The sequence below is a fragment of the Vibrio sp. 1F255 genome, assembly GCF_041439145.1.
Classification (GTDB): domain Bacteria; phylum Pseudomonadota; class Gammaproteobacteria; order Enterobacterales; family Vibrionaceae; genus Vibrio; species Vibrio crassostreae_C.
Genome location: NZ_JBGONQ010000001.1, coordinates 1 through 18,576 on the forward strand (window position 1 = coordinate 1; position 18,576 = coordinate 18,576).

The window sequence follows — 18,576 nt, forward strand, 5'->3', positions numbered from 1 at the left end:
TGTTATTAAGGCTATCCATGGCTAAATTTCACAATAATTCATCAATCTTAATTAGATCACATTTTTACTTTAATTGGTATTATCTCGCATCTGCTCTTAAACTGGGTTATCGATATCAATAAACTCAACATCCAAGCCATGTTCTTCCGCTAACCATTCACCTAACGCTTTTACACCGTATCGCTCAGTCGCGTGGTGGCCAGCAGCAAAATAATGAATGTCTTGCTCGCGTGCTGAGTAAGTAGTGCGCTCAGAAATTTCACCAGAAATAAAAGCATCAATGCCTTGAGAAGCCGCTAGCTCAATGTAGTCTTGACCACCACCAGTACACCAACCGACGGTCGTTATCATTTTGTCTTGGTTTTCTGGAGCGATATGCAGTGGTTTACGATTTAGAGCTTGATCGATTTTTTCTGCGAATTCAGTACCTGTCATTGGTGTTTTTAATCTACCAAACATAGCAACCGATTGTGGGTGCCCTTCCAAGCCACCTTCTACTTCAATATCAAGCAGTTCAGCGAGTTTGGCGTTGTTACCAAGTTCAGGGTGGATATCGAGAGGTAAGTGATAACCCAAAAGGTTAATGTCATTCTTTATCAGAGTGCGAATGCGTTTGCCCTTCATGCCACGAATTGCCTCTGACTCACCTTTCCAAAAGAAACCGTGATGAACCAACAAAGCGTCAGCCTCTAGCTCAACCGCTTTATTAATCAAAGCTTGCGAAGCTGTTACACCAGTAACGATTCGCTTCACTTCTGTCGCGCCTTCAACTTGAAGACCATTAGGACAGTAATCTTTAATCTGCTGTGGCTGCAGTTTTTCGTTAAGTAGCTTTTCTAATTGTAAGTTAATCATTTTTCTTTCCAGCTTACCTTTATAATAACGTCGTTATATCAATTTACGGGTAGAATGTCGAAAGCCCCACGATGAGTTTATGAGGAAGAGATGACAGCACTGCAACGTTTTTACCAATGGGTCATCGACTCACCGCCATTACTAGAAATCAAGCCACCGGTTTCGGATCTCAGTGCATTCTCTAGCAACCATGCCATCGACTCATCACATACTTATGAGGGTAATCCTAGATTAGGTTTCCTCTACCAATATCTATGCGAGCAAGTGATCGCTGCCTCACCGAATTACTCGATAAAGCACGACGAGATTCAGATCAATGTGGAAGGCAGAACTCTCGGTGCAATCGACTTTATTCTTAAAGAAGAGAGCAGCCAAAAGCTGGAACATTGGGAAGTGGCGATTAAGTTTTATCTGCTCCACGAACAAACATGGTTTGGACCCAACTCTCACGACCAATTGGATAAGAAACTCGACAGGATGCTCAGCCACCAACTCGAAATGTCCTCTTCTGCCGCCTTTGTTGAGCAATATCCAGAAATCGATGTCGACTCAAAACACTTACTGATGCAAGGTCGTCTATATACCAACCCTTTCTTAGAGCAAAACATACCGACAAAATGCTTGGGCTATGACATTAACCCAAGCCAAGTAAACGGCTTTTGGTGCTATCAAGATCAGGCTCATTTAATCAGTGAACCACTGTATCCACTCACCAAAGAGCAATGGGCAGCAGGGACGGATGATTTCAGCAGTCAGCCGATCACCGAGTTCGGTGATCGCTTCGTCCATGGGCAAACAAAGTCGGGGCAATTCTGGTTTGTGATGCCACAAAGTTGGCCACACGGTTAGTCATCTGAGCTAACTCAGTTACCTTTTCCCGCTTATACGTAACTAACACAAACAAAAAGGGTTGATGCTTTCACATCAACCCTTCTTCTATTTACTTAGCAACTCTAGTAATCGAGATTCGATTATAGGCCAGCGGCTGCAAATACTTGGTTAACAATCTCTTGAGCTTCTGCTTCGATTGCTTTCAGGTGCTCTTCACCCTTAAAGCTTTCACAGTAGATCTTGTAGATGTCTTCAGTGCCTGATGGACGCGCAGCAAACCAGCCGTTCTCAGTTGTCACTTTCAAGCCACCAATCGCAGCACCGTTACCTGGAGCGTGTGTTAAGCGTGCAGTAATTGCATCACCAGCCAACGTCTCAGCAGAAACCATCTCTGGAGATAGTTTCTTCAGCACGTCTTTCTGTGCACCATTTGCTACCGCTTGAATACGGTTGTACTTAGATTCACCGTGTTTAGCGGCAAGTTCTTCGTAGTATTCTTGTGGGTTATTACCTGTCACTGCTGTGATCTCAGCCGCAAGCAAGCAAAGAATCAGGCCGTCTTTATCTGTTGACCAAGGCGTACCGTCTTTACGTAGGAAAGAAGCACCTGCGCTCTCTTCGCCACCAAAACCAAACTGGCCGTTGTATAAGCCATCAACGAACCATTTGAAACCAACTGGCACTTCACAAAGTTCGCGACCTAAGTCAGAAACTACGCGATCGATTAATGCACTTGATACTAGTGTCTTACCAACAGCAACGTCTTTACCCCAACCTTCACGGTTACGGTATAGGTAATCAATACAAACCGCTAAGAAGTGGTTTGGATTCATCAAACCTTTAGGTGTCACGATACCGTGGCGATCGTAATCTGGGTCGTTACCAAATGCTAGAGCGTACTCGTCTTTAAGCGCCAGTAAGCCTGCCATTGCGTATGGAGAAGAACAGTCCATACGAACTACGCCATCTTTATCTAGAGACATGAATTGGAATGAAGGGTCAACCGCTTCACTTACCAGAGTAAGATCTAGATTGTACGCTTTACCAATTTGACGCCAGTAATCAATACCGCTGCCACCCAGTGGATCAACACCAATCTTGATGTTTGCTTTCTGGATCGCTTCCATATCCACGACGTTAACCAAATCAGCAACGTATGGCGCCACTAGGTCGACTTCTTTCACTAACTCAGACTGTTTAGCCTGTGCGATAGGAGTGCGTTTAACACCTTGCATTTGCTCAGCAATGATCACGTTCGCACGGTCTTCAATCGCTTGAGTCAATTCAGCTTCAGCTGGGCCACCGTGTGTCGGGTTGTATTTAATACCGCCGTCTTGAGGTGGGTTATGTGAAGGCGTGATAACAATGCCGTCGGCTTTTTTGTCATTCACTAGGTTGTGCGTAAGAATCGCGTGCGAGATACCAGGTGTTGGAGTAAAGCCGTTGTTTTCTTGAATAATAACTTCAACACCGTTCGCTACAAGCACTTCGATAACCGTAGAGAACGCAGGCTCAGATAGAGCGTGAGTATCTTTACCTAAGAAAAGAGGGCCAGTTGTACCTTGCTCGGCACGAACTTCAGCAACCGCTTGTGCAATTGCTAGAATGTGGTTTTCGTTAAATGTTGATTTGTCTGCTGTACCGCGGTGACCTGAAGTACCGAAAAGTACTTTATGATCTGGGTTCGTAGCATCCGGTTGCTGTAAGAAATAGTTAGCAACTAAAGCCGGGATATTATGAAGATCTTCCTGCTGAGCTTTCTGCCCAGCACGAGGGTGCATAGCCATTTTTCGACATCCTTATATATAAAATTTTAAAACAAAAAAACCTCATAATATCTTCTTATCCATGGATATTATGAGGTTTAAATCAGATTTCGTTAAATTGAACCTGTTACTTTTTCTATCAATTCTGCTTGGAAATTCATGCGGCTCATAAGCTGCTCAACCATCTGTCTTTTTCGGCTTGTATTGTTATTAGTAATAACCCAAAAAGGACTTTGTGGAATAGCTTTAGGCTTAGTCGTGTTGCCGTTTGCTAGCAACGTCGCTTCGTTATCTGCAAAGTAAACGCGCTTACGGCCTTTTACTTGAGTTGCTTCTGAAAAGCTTAAAGGGTCGATTTTATGCAGTGTTGATAACACAAGCATGAAACGATCAATGGCTTTCTTTAGTGATGCAAACTCATCTGATATTAGTAGTGAGCGCATTTCTTTAACGCCATCGAACTTCTCTGGAGTAAAGCCTACCTCTTTGCTAACAACGATACCTTTTGGCTCAACGATCTCTTCGATCGGAGCCATGCCTTGGCTATCAACCTGTAACAAGCGGCGCAGAATATCTGAAGCGCTTTCGCCAATACGTTCTGTCTGACCCGCAATAAAACGGTATAGGTCCTCATCAACCTCAATTGTTTTCATTCGCTTTTCACAATCTCAATGTTTAAACTCTGGGGGATTATAGCGAGATCCGCGCGGATACTCTACGTCAAACCCACCATGAATAAGATAAAAATGTCAGTACAGCTCAACTATAAAATTGAAGGTGAGGGTCACACCATTGTTTTGATCCATGGGTTATTCGGTAATCTGGACAACCTTGGCTTGCTCGCTAGGGATCTAAAAGCCGATCATCAGGTACTTAGTATCGATCTCCGCAACCACGGTCAATCCTTCCATAGTGACACTCATAACTATCAAGCGATGGCACAAGACGTGGCTCAACTGCTGCATGATCTTAAGTCAGAAGACGTCACTGTGATTGGTCACTCGATGGGTGGCAAAGTAGCGATGGCACTGACACAACATCTTGCGCTGCATAAATTGATTGTCTTGGATATGGCTCCGGTCGCGTACACTCAGAGTCGCCACGACAACGTATTCGCAGGCCTGCAAGCCGTGATAGAAGAAGAGCCGACTTCACGCTCAGATGCACTCAAGGTTCTCGCAAAACATATCGAGATCGATGGCGTTCGCCAGTTTTTAACCAAATCTTTGTTCAAAACAGAGCAAGGCATCATGGAATGGCGCTTCAATGTTGCTTCGTTATTGAGCAACTACCCACATATTATTGGTTGGGAACCGATCGAGAAAACCTCGGTCAAAACCTTGCTCATTAAAGGTGGGGATTCAGATTACCTCACCGCAGAACATCAAGCAGCCGTTCAGCAGCAATTTTCTAACGCAAAAGCGCATGTCATTGCCAACACAGGTCACTGGCTGCATGCTGAAAAACCAGCAGAAGTACTTAGAGCAATTAGAAAATTCATCGCTTAACTGCGCTTTTTCGTGCAGATAAATGAGAGCTGTGTAATTACTGCAGATTAACTTTATCTCACAACAGTGATATAGTGCGCCCAAGCAAAATTGGTATATAAGGTTCCCATGCTTTACGACTACATGAACATCATCGAATCTGTTGGTTTAGATCTCCTGTTTGCCGCGATTTTCTTTTTAATCGGTATGGCAATTAAGGACGTTCTCAAGCAGGGAAATGTTCCTCCATTTGGTCGTCGCATCGTATGGTTAGTACTTTTCCTTGGCTGTGCGGGTTTTATCGCCAAAGGGATAATCCAACTAAGCTGGGAAGGAACTGGGATCTAACGATTCTCTTCCGAACTTTATTACACCGACAACAGACAAAATGAAAGGTAATGATTCTATGGCAAGTGTAGGTCTCTTCTTTGGTAGCGATACAGGTAACACTGAAGCTGTTGCTAAGATGATTCAAAAGCAATTGAGCAAACAGCTCGTTCACGTTCAAGACATTGCAAAAAGCAGCAAAGAAGATATCGATAACTTCGATCTACTGCTGCTTGGTATCCCTACGTGGTACTACGGCGAAGCACAATGTGATTGGGATGACTTTTTCCCAGAGCTAGAAGCTATTGATTTCTCAACTAAGCTTGTTGCTATCTTTGGTTGTGGCGACCAAGAAGATTACGCAGAATACTTCTGTGATGCTATGGGTACTATCCGTGACATCGTTGAAGCGAAAGGCGGTACTATCCTAGGTCACACATCAACTGAAGGCTACGAATTCGAAGCATCGAAAGGTTTAGTTGAAGGCGATGACAGCCAATTCGTTGGTCTATGTATCGATGAAGACCGTCAACCTGAGCTAACTGATGAGCGCGTATCTAACTGGGTTAAACAAATCCACGAAGAGATGTGCCTAGCAGAGCTAGAAGACTAATTCTCTAGTGGTTGTTAATTGTTACAGTTAATAACCATTATGTAGATATGAAAAAACCTCCTTATAGGAGGTTTTTTGCTATTTAAAATCTATTAATTAGCACTCAGCCTCTAATGCTTCATCATCATCTCTAAATTGCGGCTTCTTTCTTACATAGAGGGTGCGTTGAATTTCTGAAACCACATTACCCTGCTTATCTTTCACGTGAATAATAAATTCGGGGAAACACTTTTCACCGAGTTGCGTCTGACGATAGATATCGTCAAGCTGCCCTTGCCTTATCTCAAAATCTGCATACAAGTCCGATTGCCCCGGCTTGATGAAGTTAATGCTCGCTTCTTTATCCCAAACATAATATCGTTCACCTAAAATTCCCATTAACATCAATGAGTAAACGGGATCGGTAAGAGAAAAGATACTGCCGCCATATTGAGTACGATTGGCGTTCTTATTCCACCAGCGTAGCTTAAGTACTGTCTTAACAACCCTAAAGTCAGTGCTAATGTGGGCTATTCGAATACCCGCTCCCCAAAAGGGAGGCCAAATATTAAGAGCAAATTTTACAATGTTGGGTTTATATATTTTTGCGAGTTGCTTATTCATAACAACATTCCATGTTCATATCAGAAACACCGTCACCTTGACTGGTCGTACCTCCACTATAAGTGAGATACTTCCAATTTACAAAACAGATTGTGATGTCAGTAAGTAACCCTTTGAAGTTCGTGGTTTATTGTTATGCCTGACTAAACTATAATGGTATTAATATTGAATTCTGTTAATTGCTGCAGATCATCAACAGGAAAGTATATGTCAGACAATAATCAAGCGCTAAAAGATGCAGGTCTTAAAGTGACCCTTCCACGGCTCAAAATTTTAGAAGTATTACAACAGCCAGACTGCCAACATATTAGTGCTGAAGATTTATATAAGAAGCTGATCGACCTAGGTGAAGAAATCGGTCTTGCAACCGTTTATCGAGTACTTAACCAATTCGATGACGCTGGCATTGTAACTCGTCACCACTTCGAAGGCGGCAAGTCTGTATTTGAACTTTCTACACAGCACCACCACGACCACCTTGTATGTTTAGATTGTGGCGAAGTGATCGAATTCTCTGATGACATCATCGAAGAAAGACAGAAAGAGATTGCTCAGCGTTACAACGTGCAACTAACAAACCACAGTTTGTACTTGTACGGCAAAAGCATTAACGGAGATTGCAAAGGCAATCCAGACGCGCATAAAGCGAAGTAGTAATACAGAACGCTGGCTTAGGCCGGCGTTTTTTATATAGGGCATCATAAAGTATCCATGAAAAGAATCCCGCTAGTTAAGGCTTTTACTTTAATTGAGATGTTGGTTGTTGTAGTGATTATTGCAGTGCTTGCTATTGTTGCCCTTCCCCGTTTTCTTAACATTCAAACCGATGGCCGTATCGCTCTGTTTGACGCTGCTCAATCTCAATTTCAAACTGCGATCACGTTTGCTCACAGTAAATGGCTGGTCAGCGGCGGCGGCAACGCTGAAATGAATGACATGCCAGGTTTTGGGGAAGACGGAGACGGCAATGCTCAATTGGACATAAATGACGTCGGCTACCCACTCGGCGTCGATAAAGGCAACCCTATGGGGCAGCCTTACAACATAGGTCAAGGTGACCAAGGGTGTGTGTCAATATGGAATGCCATTATGACAACCGACCTGACCGCTACTACAGACCCGAACCAGTCCAACAATTTTGATTTTATTACCCGCCGTCAAAACCATAGTTTTGTTGCCAAAGACGATACTCCTCAAAACAAACTCGCGCTTTGCTACTTCATCTACACTGGAGTCGATTTCGACAGCGATCCTGGTAATGCAGGTTATGTTTTCTGGTACAACTCACGCACGGGTGAAGTAACCCAACAAGACCCTAATAATCCCTAAAACTCTGGCTCTAGTGCTTAAAACGCTAGTTGGTCACTAGAAACACCTTGGTAATCAAATTTAAGACACAAAAAAACCGGCTCTAAGCCGGTTTTTTATTGGGTCGTTTTTAACAAACTAAATACTCAAGCATTAAGCTTCAGTTTTACCCCATGTGTCACGTAGACCAACCGTGCGGTTGAAGACTAGTGCATCTGCTTTAGAGTCTTTCGAATCCACACAGAAGTAACCTGTACGTTCAAACTGGTACGCTTGCTCTGCCACACCTTCTGCTAAGCTAGGTTCAACAAAACCATTTAGCGTAACAAGAGATTCAGGGTTTAGCGTTGCAGCGAAGTCATCAGCAGCGGCTGGGTTTGGCACTGTGAATAGACGATCGTACAAACGAATCTCAGCAGGCAGTGCTTTATCAGCAGATACCCAGTGGATAACGCCTTTCACTTTGCGGCCATCTGCAGGGTTCTTACCCAATGTTTCATTGTCGTAAGAACAGAAGATAGTCGTAATGTTGCCTTCTGCATCTTTTTCGATACGTTCAGCTTTGATCACGTAAGCACCACGCAGGCGAACTTCTTTACCTAGAACCAAACGCTTGTACTTTTTGTTTGCTTCTTCACGGAAGTCGTCACGTTCGATCCAAACTTCGCGTGTAAATGGAACTTCACGAGTACCCATTTCTGGCTTGTTCGGGTGGTTTGCAACCGTTAGCGTTTCTACTGTATCTGCTTCGTAGTTTTCGATAACGATCTTAACTGGATCCAGAACAGCCATTGCACGAGGTGCATTTTCGTTCAGATCATCACGGATGCAAGATTCAAGTGAACCGAACTCAATCATGTTCTCTTGCTTAGTTACACCAATACGCTTACAGAATTCACGAATCGAGCTTGAAGTAAAACCACGACGACGTAGGCCAGAAATAGTAGGCATGCGTGGGTCATCCCAACCTTGAACTAGGTTTTCAACCACAAGTTGGTTCAGCTTACGCTTAGACATCACTGTATATTCAAGATTCAGGCGGCTAAACTCGTACTGACGAGGTTGGCAGTCAATCGTGATGTTATCTAGAACCCAATCGTACAAACGACGGTTATCTTGGAATTCAAGCGTACAGATAGAGTGCGTAATACCTTCCAGCGCATCAGAGATACAGTGAGTAAAGTCGTACATTGGGTAAATGCACCACTTGTCAGCCGTTTGATGGTGGTGAGCAAAACGAACACGGTAGATAACAGGATCGCGCATAACCATGAACGAAGAGCTCATGTCGATCTTAGCACGTAGACACGCTTTACCTTCTTCAAAGCCACCGTCACGCATTTTTTCAAACAACGCTAGGTTCTCTTCAGGGCTGCGGTCACGGTATGGGCTCGCTTTACCAGGCTCTTTTAGCGTGCCACGGTACTCACGGATTTGATCAGGACTTAGCTCGTCAACATACGCTAAGCCTTTATTAATTAATTCCACAGCATAAGCGTAAAGCGTATCGAAGTAGTTTGATGAGTAACAAATATCACCAGACCATTCGAAGCCTAACCAGCTTACATCATTCTTAATTGACTCAACGTATTCAACGTCTTCTTTTTCAGGGTTTGTATCATCGAAACGAAGATTACATTGTCCCTGGTAGTCCTGAGCAATACCAAAGTTCAAGCAAATAGATTTAGCGTGACCAATGTGCAGGTAGCCATTTGGCTCCGGCGGGAAACGAGTATGCACGCTACTGTGTGTACCATCCGCTAAATCTTTATCAATAATTTGGCGAATGAAATTCGATGGACGAGCCTCAGCTTCACTCATCTATAGCACCTCTATGTATTTAGTATTGTCAGAGAAAGTTATCTTTCGTCCCCAAGAAAACGGTCGCTTATAGCGCCAGTCAAAGATAGAAAGATCATTGTTGCTAATCATCCACAATTCTTAGCCTTTGCACAATAAGAACCGTCCGTTAATTGCGATTATTTCTGCTATTCGATGAAGAATAGAACGAACCGTGTTCGCTGGTCTTAAACTGCAGGCACAAAAAAGCCTCCCATGTGGGAGGCTTTCAATTTGACACTTACTTAAGAGTAACTTTACGTCTTAACTAAGTACTTCCCTTACTGTGGAAGTTTTACATCAGATAGGTCTTCGCCTGCACCAATAGCTTTCATTTCGCCAGCTACGATTTCAGCTAGTGGGCCTAGGATAACCTGTAGGTTGTTTTCACCTAGTTTAACCACACCTTTAGCACCAAGTTTCTTAAGAACAACTTCATCTGCAACAGAGCGGTCTTTAAGAGTTAGACGTAGACGAGTGATACAAGCGTCGATTGAAGTTAGGTTGTCGTGACCACCTAGAGCTTTCAGGTATTGACGTGCAAGGTCGCCCTTTGGTGCGTCGCCAGCAGGAGCTGCAACAGCTTCGTCATCATCTTCACGACCTGGCGATTTCAAGTTGAAAGCGCGGATTGCGAAAGAGAAAGTGAAGAAGTATAGAGCACCGAAGCCAAGACCGATTAGTAGTAGTACGAATGGTTTAGTTGCTAGACCCCAGTTCAATACGAAGTCGATAAGACCAGCAGAGAAACCGAAACCGTGCAGAGTACCAAACATGTTAGCAACAACTAGAGACAGACCAGTAAATACAGCGTGCATTGCGTATAGAGCAGGAGCTAGGAATACGAACATGAATTCTAGCGGCTCTGTGATACCTGTTAGGAATGAACAGAATGCAACAGAGAACAGTGCGCCACCAACTTGACTACGTTTTTCAGCAGGAGCAGCTAGGTACATTGCAAGTGCAGCACCTGGTAGACCAAACATCATTACAGGGAAGAAACCGTTCATGAATACGCCAGCACCTTTATCACCACCGAAGAAACGGTGTAGGTCGCCAGATTTAACTGTTTCAGTCACTTCTTTCACAACAGTTGTGATTTCTGGAGTAACAGAGTTAGCGAATGTGAACGTGTGCTCTTGACCAACAACTAGTGTTTTAGCCAGTGCAGGGTCAACACAAAGTTGAGTGATACCAGCGAATGCGCCTTGACCAGCAACGATGATTTCTTGACAAGAGCCCATACCGAACCAGAAGTACGAGTTCAGTACATGGTGTAGACCTACTGGGATAAGTGCACGGTTAAGAGTACCGTAAACAAATTGACCGATAGCGCCAGACGTTGAAACTGCGTGAGCAAGTGCATCTAGACCAGATTGAACAGCAGGCCATACAACACCAAAGATTGCGCCAGCAACTAGAGCAAATAGACCAGCCATAATAGGAACTAGACGTTTGCCAGAGAAGAATGCTAGCCACTCTGGAAGACGAGTCGCGTGGAATGCATTGTAAGAGTGACCTGCGATGATACCTGCAAAGATACCGCCGAAGAATGACATATTTACACTAGCATCGATGTTTGTTGCGGTTGCTGTCAGAACAAAGTAAGCAACTGCACCAGCAAGACCTGCTGCGCCGTTACCGTCTTTAGAAAGACCAATAGCTATACCCAAACCAAACAATAATGGTAGTTGACTGAAGATTGCGTTACCAGCAGATGCCATGAATGCGATATCGAGTAAGTCTGGTTGACCCAGACGTAGCAGCAATGCCGCAATCGGAAGCGTTGCGATTGGTAGCATTAACGCCTTACCAAGCTTCTGCGCATATCCTAGAATATTCACCAGTTGTTTCCCCCTATAGGATTTTTTAGAATTCGTTTGAGAAACTTATTTTAGTCGCTCAATTTAGTCCTATTCAGTGTATTCAATTAATTTTGCTCCGCAAATTAAAACCTTACCATTTGTGATCCTAATCACCAGTTTTTACCAAATCCAGAGGTTTTTGCTAGCGAGATCATAAAACTTATTTTATCATTCAAAAAAATGAACATTTATGGATAAAATCCAAATCTAATCATTAGGCAAAAAGATGGTAACTCCGGGCTTATAGAGCACCGTGAATAATCATTGTTGATGGACCTAAATGTATAATAAAAATCAATTGTTCATATGTTTTTCAACAACTTAAATCGCTTCTCATTTTGAAGCCGTTTGCCCATAAAAGATAAATCGTTACGTAAATGATGCTCGCAAACTAAGTCCGCATTTAGGTAACGAACGAATTTAAAAGATCTCACGAAATAAGGATTAGCTGACTATGTACGCGCTAAGTAACTGTAAAATTTACACTGGTAGTGATGTTCTAACCGATCATGCTGTTGTAATCGAAAACGAACTGATCAAAAAAGTCTGTCCTATCTCTGAATTGCCAGAAGGAATCGAGCTTCGCGACCTAGACGGAGCAAACCTAAGCCCAGGTTTCATTGACCTACAACTGAATGGTTGTGGCGGTGTAATGCTTAACGATGAGATCACTGCAGAAACCATGCAGATCATGCACAAAGCAAACCTGAAATCTGGCTGTACTAGCTTCCTACCAACGCTTATCACCTCTTCAGACGAAGATATGCGTGCGGTTATTACGGCAGCTCGTGAATACCATAACCAGTACCAAAACCAATCTTTAGGTCTGCACCTTGAAGGCCCTTACCTAAACGTTGCGAAAAAAGGCATCCATAGCGTCGATCACATTCGTAAATCTGACAACGAAATGATTGAGCTTATCTGTGAGAACCGTGACCTTGTTGCAAAAGTAACATTGGCTCCAGAGCATAACGACCCTGAACACATCGAACGCCTGCACAAAGCTGGCGTTGTCGTTTCTATCGGCCACACCAACGCAACTTACGCAGAAGCGCGTCAAGGTTTCGAATCTGGTATCACGTTCGCCACTCACCTGTTCAATGCAATGACGCCGATGGTTGGTCGTGAGCCTGGCGTTGTTGGCGCGATTTACGATACTCCTGAGGTTTACGCTGGCATTATTGCCGACGGCTTCCACGTTGATTACGCAAACATCAGAATTGCGCATAAAATCAAGGGAGAAAAGTTGGTATTAGTGACGGATGCCACAGCTCCTGCAGGTGCTGACATGGAATACTTTATTTTTGTCGGTAAGAAAGTATATTACCGTGATGGTAAGTGTGTTGATGAAAACGGCACACTGGGCGGCTCAGCTCTGACTATGATTGAAGCAGTTCAGAATACAGTTGAGCACGCTGGTATCGCTTTAGACGAAGCTCTTCGCATGGCTACGCTATACCCAGCTACGGCTATCGGTGTAGAAAGCAAGCTAGGTCGAATCAAAAAAGGCATGGTTGCAAACCTAGCTGTATTTGACCGAGACTTTAACGTTAAAGCGACTGTTGTTAACGGACAATACGAGCACAATTAAGTATGAATGGCGGACAAATAGGTAACGTAGACTTAGTTAAACAACTAAACAGTGCGGCGGTATACCGACTTATAGACCAACAGGGACCTATCAGTCGTATACAAGTGGCTGATGTAAGCCAACTCGCACCGGCAAGTGTTACAAAAATTACCCGCCAACTTTTAGAGCGCGGCCTAATTAAAGAGGTTGCGCAGCAAGCGTCTACTGGCGGTAGACGCGCTATCTCCCTAACCACAGAAGTAGAGCCTTTTCATTCTGTTGCTGTGCGTTTGGGTCGAGACTACATTCAAATAAGCCTGCATGACCTTGGTGGTCGTGAATTGGCTTTCCAACAGCAAGACCTGAATTATTCAGACCAATCAGACCTTACCCAAGGCTTGGTCAATAACCTCAAAGCTTTCATTGCTGAGCATCAACCAAAGATCGATCAACTGATTGCTATTGGTGTCACGCTTCCAGGCTTGGTTAACCCAACGACCGGTGTTGTTGAGTACATGCCGAATACCGACATCGATAACCTCGCATTAAGCGACATTATTCGCGATACATTCCATGTTGCTTGTTTTGTTGGTAACGATGTTCGTGGAATGGCGCTTGCTGAGCACTACTTCGGTGCAAGTAAAGATAGCCAAGATTCTATTTTGGTCAGTGTTCACCGTGGTACAGGTGCAGGTATTATCGTTAATGGTCAGGTTTTCCTAGGTCATAACCGTAATGTGGGTGAAATTGGTCATATCCAAATTGATCCGCTAGGCGAGCAATGCCAATGTGGTAACTTCGGCTGTCTTGAAACAGTAGCGGCAAACCCAGCTATCGTTGAACGCGTGCAGAAGCTGATTAAACAAGGCTATGAGTCTTCTTTAACAGAGCTTGAGCATATTACGATTCAAGACGTTTGTGACCACGCGATTAATGGTGATGAGCTAGCCAAGCAAAGCTTAGTTCGAGTAGGAAACCAGTTAGGTAAGGCTATCGCGATGACGATTAACTTATTTAACCCTCAAAAAGTTATCATTGCTGGTGATATTACCAAGGCACAAGAGATTGTTTTTCCTGCAATTAAGCGCAATGTAGAGAATCAGTCGTTAACGACTTTCCATAGCGGCCTGCCTATTGTAGCATCACAGATCGATAAACATCCTACGATGGGAGCTTTTGCTATGATTAAGCGCGCCATGCTTAACGGCGTGTTACTGCAGAAGCTTCTCGAAGACTAGAGAAAACAATTCTGATTTTCCGCGGGCCGTGTTTGTATAAACACGGCCCGTTTTTTTAAGCTAGGGAACTACAACAACAAGTTATGGAACTTATATTAATATCCACTGCGTTTATCGCAGGATTTATTGCTTTAAAGTGTCACCTTCCCCCATTAGTTGGTTTTTTGGTTGCAGGCTTTGGGCTTTTTGCCTTTGGCTTTGAAACCAATGACACCATCATTACTTTAGCTGACCTTGGTGTCACGCTGCTTCTATTTACTATCGGCTTAAAGCTCGATATCAAAACCCTACTCTCTAAAGAGATCTGGGCTGGCGCGACAATCCACAACCTTTTGTCCACTCTGTTTTTCGCCGTCGCCCTGTTTGGCTTTAAGTTCTTAGGTATTTCATCGCTAGCTGCCATGTCGGTAGAACAGATCGTTCTGCTCGGTTTTGCTCTTTCATTCTCTAGTACTGTATTTGCGGTTAAGACTCTGCAAGAGAAAGGCGAAATGAATGCGACCTACGGAACGTTAGCGATTGGTATCTTGGTCATGCAGGATATCTTCGCCGTAGTATTCTTAACGGCTTCTACGGGCAAAATACCTGAGTGGTATGCAGTTGCTCTGTTTGCCCTACCCTTATTACGCCCACTGTTCTACAAAGTGCTCAATTGGGTTGGTCACGGTGAGATGCTGGTTCTTTCCGGCATCTTCTTCGCATTAGTCGTCGGTGCTGGTTTATTCCATTTGGTTGGTGTGAAACCAGATTTGGGGGCTCTTGTTCTAGGTATGTTACTTGCTGGTCACCCAAAAGCCTCAGAATTATCAAAGTCGCTGTTTAACCTTAAAGAACTTTTCCTTGTCTGTTTCTTCTTGAATATTGGTCTGTCAGAGCAACCAACCATTCAAGGCTTTATGCTCGCAATCTTGTTCTTGCTGATGCTGCCAGTGAAAGGTGTTCTCTACTTCTTGGTACTCAACCGCTTCAAGTTCCGTGTTCGAACGTCTCTACTTGCCTCGCTATCACTGTTTAACTATAGCGAGTTTGGCCTCATCGTTGGTGGTCTCGCCTTCAAGATGGGTTGGATGTCGGGTGATATCTTAGTTGCCGTTGCCATTGCAGTTTCACTGTCTTTTCTAATCGCTGCTCCTTTAAACCGAGCTGGTCATAAGCTTTATCAGCAGTCAGGTAAATGGCTAAAAGAGCATGCGTCAGAAAAGCTTCACCGACGTGATAAGCGAATTGACCCTGGTCGTGCCCAAGTGCTTATTCTAGGTATGGGCCGAATTGGTACCGGTGCTTATGACGAATTACGTACTCGCTATGGTAAGGTCAGCCTAGGTGTAGAAGTGCGTGAAGAAGCCGCGCACAACCACAGAAGCCAAGGCAGAAACGTGATTTCTGGCGACGCGACTGACCCAGATTTCTGGGAGCGAATTCTAGATACAGCAAACGTAAAGCTGGTGATTTTGGCAATGCCTCACCACCAAGGTAATCAAACCGCTTTAGAACAATTAAAGTCACGTAACTTTAAAGGCCAAATTGCGGCTATTGCTGAATATCCCGATCAACTCGAAACACTGAAAGAGAATGGCGTTGATGCGGCATTTAACATTTACAGCGAGGCTGGTAGTGGTTTTGCTCGCCACGTTTGCGAACAGTTAAATCCAAATATCAATAAAATCTAGTATTAGACAGTGTTCAACTAAACCTCTCAAAACTGCCTATTTTTCGCACTTTTGAGAGGTTTTTGTTTAAAAAACCAACCGCAATTAAACATCACACACCAAAAGCACATAAAAATTAGATAATTTCTAACAGAACACCCTTTATATTATTTTTTTGCTCACATCCGGTTGCTTTTTTTAGCCAGAATGGCAAATTGAATGCAGTTGATTTGGAAATTATTTAAAAGGAAGTTCTATGTGTTCAGTATTTGGCATTCTCGACATTAAAAGTGATGCCGCAGCACTTCGCCCTATTGCTTTAGAAATGTCTAAGAAGCTTCGTCACCGTGGTCCAGACTGGTCTGGTATCTATGCTGGTGAAAAAGCAATCCTTGCTCATGAACGTCTTGCTATTGTTGGCTTGAACAGTGGTGCTCAACCACTATACAGTCAAGACAAAAAGCACATTCTTGCAGTAAACGGTGAAATTTATAACCACAAAGAACTTCGTGCACGCTATGAAGATAAGTACCAGTTCCAGACTGATTCTGACTGTGAAGTTATCCTAGCGCTATACCAAGAGATGGGTGCAGACCTTCTAGAAGAGCTTAACGGTATTTTCGCATTCGTTTTATACGACGAAGAGAAAGACGAGTACCTAGTGGGCCGCGACCATATTGGTATCATCCCGCTTTACCAAGGTTACGATGAGCACGGCAACTACTACGTGGCTTCAGAGATGAAAGCATTGGTTGAAGTATGTAAGACGATCAGTGAATTCCCTCCAGGTAGCTTCTACTCTTCGAAAGATGCTGAACCTCAACGCTACTACATCCGCGATTGGAACGAGTACGCTGCGGTACAAGGCAACAGCACAAGCAAAGAAGAACTGACTGAAGCGCTAGAAGCAGCCGTTAAACGTCAACTAATGACTGACGTTCCTTACGGTGTACTTCTATCTGGTGGCCTGGATTCATCAATTACTTCAGCAGTTGCAAAACGCTTTGCGGCAATGCGTATCGAAGATGATGAGCAATCTGAAGCTTGGTGGCCACAACTGCACTCGTTCGCTGTTGGTCTTGAAGGCGCACCAGACCTTATCGCTGCTCGTGAAGTTGCGGACAAGATCGGAACTGTGCACCATGAGATGACTTACACTATTCAGGAAGGTCTAGACGCAATCCGTGACGTTATCTACCATATCGAAACTTACGATGTAACGACGATTCGTGCATCAACGCCAATGTACTTGCTGGCTCGTAAGATCAAAGCGATGGGCATCAAGATGGTACTTTCAGGTGAAGGTGCTGATGAAATCTTTGGTGGTTACCTGTACTTCCATAAAGCGCCAAACGCGAAAGAGTTCCACGAAGAGACAGTACGTAAACTGCTTGCTCTAAGCATGTTCGACTGTGCTCGTGCAAACAAATCGCTAGCGGCATGGGGTGTTGAAGGCCGTGTACCATTCTTGGATAAAGAGTTCATCGATGTCGCAATGCGTCTGAACCCTGAAGATAAGATGTGCGGTAACGGTAAGATGGAGAAACACATCCTGCGTGAGTGTTTTGAAGACTACCTACCAGATTCAATCGCATGGCGTCAAAAAGAGCAGTTCTCTGATGGTGTTGGCTACGATTGGATTGATACATTGAAAGCAACGGCTGAAGCAAAAGTAACGGATCAACAAATGGAAGCTGCTAAGTTCCGTTTCCCTTACAACACGCCAACAACCAAAGAAGGTTATGCTTACCGTGAAATCTTTGAGGAGCTATTCCCTCTAGAATCTGCGGCAGAGTGTGTACCTGGTGGTCCTTCAGTTGCTTGTTCATCAGCGAAAGCGATTGAGTGGGATGAGTCATTCAAAAACTGTGTCGACCCATCAGGCCGTGCAGTACAAGCCGTTCACAACGATGCTTACAACGCTTAGAGCGTTTTGAACAAATCCTAAAGACTAAAAAAGGCGCATTATGCGCCTTTTGTTTTAAGCCTATTTTTATTACTGCAGTTATGCGCGAGCTTGTAGTGCTTCGTTCTCAATACTGATTGGAACGACTTGGCTGATCATTTTCACCAGCATAATCGATCGAGCCTCACCGTCTTTCTGATCGAAAATAGCTTCAACCCCAGCAAATTGGCCACTTTGAATCTTAACTACCTGTCCAGATTCAAACTCAACACAACAATCTTCCACTTCGTTACTGCAGCACTTCTCAAACTCTTTAAGTTCAAACACCAAGTCTCCTTGGACCTCGTGCGGCAGTGAACCGAACTTAATAAAGTCCACAACGCCACGTGTTGAACGAACGGTCGTGAAGCTAGGACCTTGTTCATAATCGAAGCGAACAAAGATGTAAGACGGAAACAGCGGTTCTTTGACCAGCTTTTCTTTCCCTCTCACCACCTTTTTGACTTCTATTTGAGGGTAAAAGCACTCTACCCCCTGATTCTCTAAGTGCTGCTGAGCGCGTTTTTGATCACCACGCTTACAGTAAAGCAAATACCAACGTTTCATTTAACTAGCCATTTTATATTTTTAGATATTTTACCACATGCCTAAAACGGTTGAATCGCCATTAATAAAATGAATCGTTGCTAACGAAAAATAATGCGTAGCAGACCAATTTA

17 protein-coding genes are annotated in these 18,576 nt (G+C 43.9%); 10 read left to right on the forward strand and 7 right to left on the reverse strand.

Features of this window, described 5'->3' with window-relative positions; genetic code table 11:
* Positions 1–96: 96 nt before the first annotated feature.
* A complete protein-coding gene (locus ACED41_RS00005; protein ID WP_371724297.1) occupies positions 97–855 on the reverse strand; it encodes a Nif3-like dinuclear metal center hexameric protein in 759 nt (252 codons plus the stop codon).
* A gap of 90 nt (positions 856–945) precedes the next feature.
* On the opposite strand from ACED41_RS00005, the gene ACED41_RS00010 reads away from it, so the two are divergent.
* A complete protein-coding gene (locus ACED41_RS00010; RefSeq protein WP_017061951.1) occupies positions 946–1,704 on the forward strand; it encodes a DUF1853 family protein in 759 nt (252 codons plus the stop codon).
* Positions 1,705–1,826: 122 nt separating this feature from the next.
* Here the strand turns inward: ACED41_RS00010 and pgm are convergent, their stop codons facing one another.
* Together pgm and seqA are read right to left on the reverse strand one after the other, a co-directional pair.
* Entirely contained in the window at positions 1,827–3,473 is a 1,647-nt protein-coding gene (gene pgm / locus ACED41_RS00015; RefSeq protein ID WP_371724298.1) for a phosphoglucomutase (alpha-D-glucose-1,6-bisphosphate-dependent), read from the reverse strand.
* Positions 3,474–3,565: 92 nt separating this feature from the next.
* Entirely contained in the window at positions 3,566–4,105 is a 540-nt protein-coding gene (gene seqA / locus ACED41_RS00020) for a replication initiation negative regulator SeqA (protein WP_017061953.1), read from the reverse strand.
* Positions 4,106–4,198: 93 nt separating this feature from the next.
* Between seqA and ACED41_RS00025 the strand changes: the two genes are divergently transcribed.
* From ACED41_RS00025 to fldA, 3 genes are all read left to right on the forward strand, one after another.
* The gene (locus ACED41_RS00025) at positions 4,199–4,960 is read left to right on the forward strand and encodes an alpha/beta fold hydrolase (RefSeq protein ID WP_017061954.1); all 762 of its coding nucleotides are present in this window, start codon (positions 4,199–4,201) and stop codon (positions 4,958–4,960) included.
* Positions 4,961–5,068: 108 nt separating this feature from the next.
* On the forward strand, positions 5,069–5,287 hold the full coding sequence (locus tag ACED41_RS00030; RefSeq protein WP_004737900.1) for a DUF2788 domain-containing protein: 219 nt from the start codon (positions 5,069–5,071) through the stop codon (positions 5,285–5,287).
* A 58-nt stretch (positions 5,288–5,345) separates the two neighbouring features.
* Entirely contained in the window at positions 5,346–5,879 is a 534-nt protein-coding gene (fldA, locus tag ACED41_RS00035; RefSeq protein ID WP_010436745.1) for a flavodoxin FldA, read from the forward strand.
* A gap of 96 nt (positions 5,880–5,975) precedes the next feature.
* Here fldA and ACED41_RS00040 read toward each other — a convergent pair whose 3' ends face one another.
* Positions 5,976–6,482, reverse strand: coding sequence for a DUF4442 domain-containing protein (locus tag ACED41_RS00040; RefSeq protein WP_017061955.1), 507 nt, complete (start codon positions 6,480–6,482; stop codon positions 5,976–5,978).
* Between the two features lie 207 nt (positions 6,483–6,689).
* Between ACED41_RS00040 and fcrX the strand changes: the two genes are divergently transcribed.
* Both fcrX and ACED41_RS00050 read left to right on the forward strand, forming a co-directional pair.
* The gene (gene fcrX, locus ACED41_RS00045; RefSeq protein WP_017061956.1) at positions 6,690–7,136 is read left to right on the forward strand and encodes a ferric iron uptake transcriptional regulator FcrX; all 447 of its coding nucleotides are present in this window, start codon (positions 6,690–6,692) and stop codon (positions 7,134–7,136) included.
* A 57-nt stretch (positions 7,137–7,193) separates the two neighbouring features.
* Complete coding sequence (locus ACED41_RS00050) at positions 7,194–7,811, forward strand: prepilin-type N-terminal cleavage/methylation domain-containing protein (protein WP_371724299.1); 618 nt, start codon at positions 7,194–7,196, stop codon at positions 7,809–7,811.
* 132 nt (positions 7,812–7,943) lie between these two features.
* Here ACED41_RS00050 and glnS read toward each other — a convergent pair whose 3' ends face one another.
* Positions 7,944–9,611, reverse strand: coding sequence for a glutamine--tRNA ligase (glnS, locus tag ACED41_RS00055; protein ID WP_017063407.1), 1,668 nt, complete (start codon positions 9,609–9,611; stop codon positions 7,944–7,946).
* 299 nt (positions 9,612–9,910) lie between these two features.
* Positions 9,911–11,473, reverse strand: coding sequence for an N-acetylglucosamine-specific PTS transporter subunit IIBC (nagE, locus tag ACED41_RS00060; RefSeq protein WP_065583827.1), 1,563 nt, complete (start codon positions 11,471–11,473; stop codon positions 9,911–9,913).
* 475 nt (positions 11,474–11,948) lie between these two features.
* Between nagE and nagA the strand changes: the two genes are divergently transcribed.
* The 4 genes from nagA (at position 11,949) to asnB (ending at position 17,878) form a co-directional block, all read left to right on the forward strand.
* Complete coding sequence (nagA, locus tag ACED41_RS00065) at positions 11,949–13,085, forward strand: N-acetylglucosamine-6-phosphate deacetylase (protein WP_371724300.1); 1,137 nt, start codon at positions 11,949–11,951, stop codon at positions 13,083–13,085.
* Between the two features lie 2 nt (positions 13,086–13,087).
* Complete coding sequence (locus ACED41_RS00070; protein WP_017062194.1) at positions 13,088–14,302, forward strand: ROK family protein; 1,215 nt, start codon at positions 13,088–13,090, stop codon at positions 14,300–14,302.
* 83 nt (positions 14,303–14,385) lie between these two features.
* Positions 14,386–15,972, forward strand: coding sequence for a cation:proton antiporter (locus ACED41_RS00075; RefSeq protein WP_371724301.1), 1,587 nt, complete (start codon positions 14,386–14,388; stop codon positions 15,970–15,972).
* Positions 15,973–16,207: 235 nt separating this feature from the next.
* Positions 16,208–17,878 (forward strand): asparagine synthase B, encoded by a 1,671-nt coding sequence (gene asnB / locus ACED41_RS00080; protein WP_017062196.1) that lies wholly within the window; start codon positions 16,208–16,210, stop codon positions 17,876–17,878.
* A gap of 78 nt (positions 17,879–17,956) precedes the next feature.
* On the opposite strand, the gene rfaH is transcribed toward asnB, so the two are convergent.
* Entirely contained in the window at positions 17,957–18,463 is a 507-nt protein-coding gene (rfaH, locus tag ACED41_RS00085; RefSeq protein WP_371724302.1) for a transcription/translation regulatory transformer protein RfaH, read from the reverse strand.
* Positions 18,464–18,576 lie beyond the last annotated feature (113 nt).

Excerpts from the sequence above, each read along its gene's own strand:
- ACED41_RS00005 (WP_371724297.1), bottom strand. The coding sequence starts at position 855 with ATGATTAACTTACAATTAGAAAAGCTACTTAACGAAAAACTGCAGCCA.
- ACED41_RS00010 (WP_017061951.1), top strand. The coding sequence starts at position 946 with ATGACAGCACTGCAACGTTTTTACCAATGGGTCATCGACTCACCGCCA.
- pgm (WP_371724298.1), bottom strand. The coding sequence starts at position 3,473 with ATGGCTATGCACCCTCGTGCTGGGCAGAAAGCTCAGCAGGAAGATCTT.
- seqA (WP_017061953.1), bottom strand. The coding sequence starts at position 4,105 with ATGAAAACAATTGAGGTTGATGAGGACCTATACCGTTTTATTGCGGGT.
- ACED41_RS00025 (WP_017061954.1), top strand. The coding sequence starts at position 4,199 with ATGTCAGTACAGCTCAACTATAAAATTGAAGGTGAGGGTCACACCATT.
- ACED41_RS00030 (WP_004737900.1), top strand. The coding sequence starts at position 5,069 with ATGCTTTACGACTACATGAACATCATCGAATCTGTTGGTTTAGATCTC.
- fldA (WP_010436745.1), top strand. The coding sequence starts at position 5,346 with ATGGCAAGTGTAGGTCTCTTCTTTGGTAGCGATACAGGTAACACTGAA.
- ACED41_RS00040 (WP_017061955.1), bottom strand. The coding sequence starts at position 6,482 with ATGAATAAGCAACTCGCAAAAATATATAAACCCAACATTGTAAAATTT.
- fcrX (WP_017061956.1), top strand. The coding sequence starts at position 6,690 with ATGTCAGACAATAATCAAGCGCTAAAAGATGCAGGTCTTAAAGTGACC.
- ACED41_RS00050 (WP_371724299.1), top strand. The coding sequence starts at position 7,194 with ATGAAAAGAATCCCGCTAGTTAAGGCTTTTACTTTAATTGAGATGTTG.
- glnS (WP_017063407.1), bottom strand. The coding sequence starts at position 9,611 with ATGAGTGAAGCTGAGGCTCGTCCATCGAATTTCATTCGCCAAATTATT.
- nagA (WP_371724300.1), top strand. The coding sequence starts at position 11,949 with ATGTACGCGCTAAGTAACTGTAAAATTTACACTGGTAGTGATGTTCTA.
- ACED41_RS00070 (WP_017062194.1), top strand. The coding sequence starts at position 13,088 with ATGAATGGCGGACAAATAGGTAACGTAGACTTAGTTAAACAACTAAAC.
- ACED41_RS00075 (WP_371724301.1), top strand. The coding sequence starts at position 14,386 with ATGGAACTTATATTAATATCCACTGCGTTTATCGCAGGATTTATTGCT.
- asnB (WP_017062196.1), top strand. The coding sequence starts at position 16,208 with ATGTGTTCAGTATTTGGCATTCTCGACATTAAAAGTGATGCCGCAGCA.
- rfaH (WP_371724302.1), bottom strand. The coding sequence starts at position 18,463 with ATGAAACGTTGGTATTTGCTTTACTGTAAGCGTGGTGATCAAAAACGC.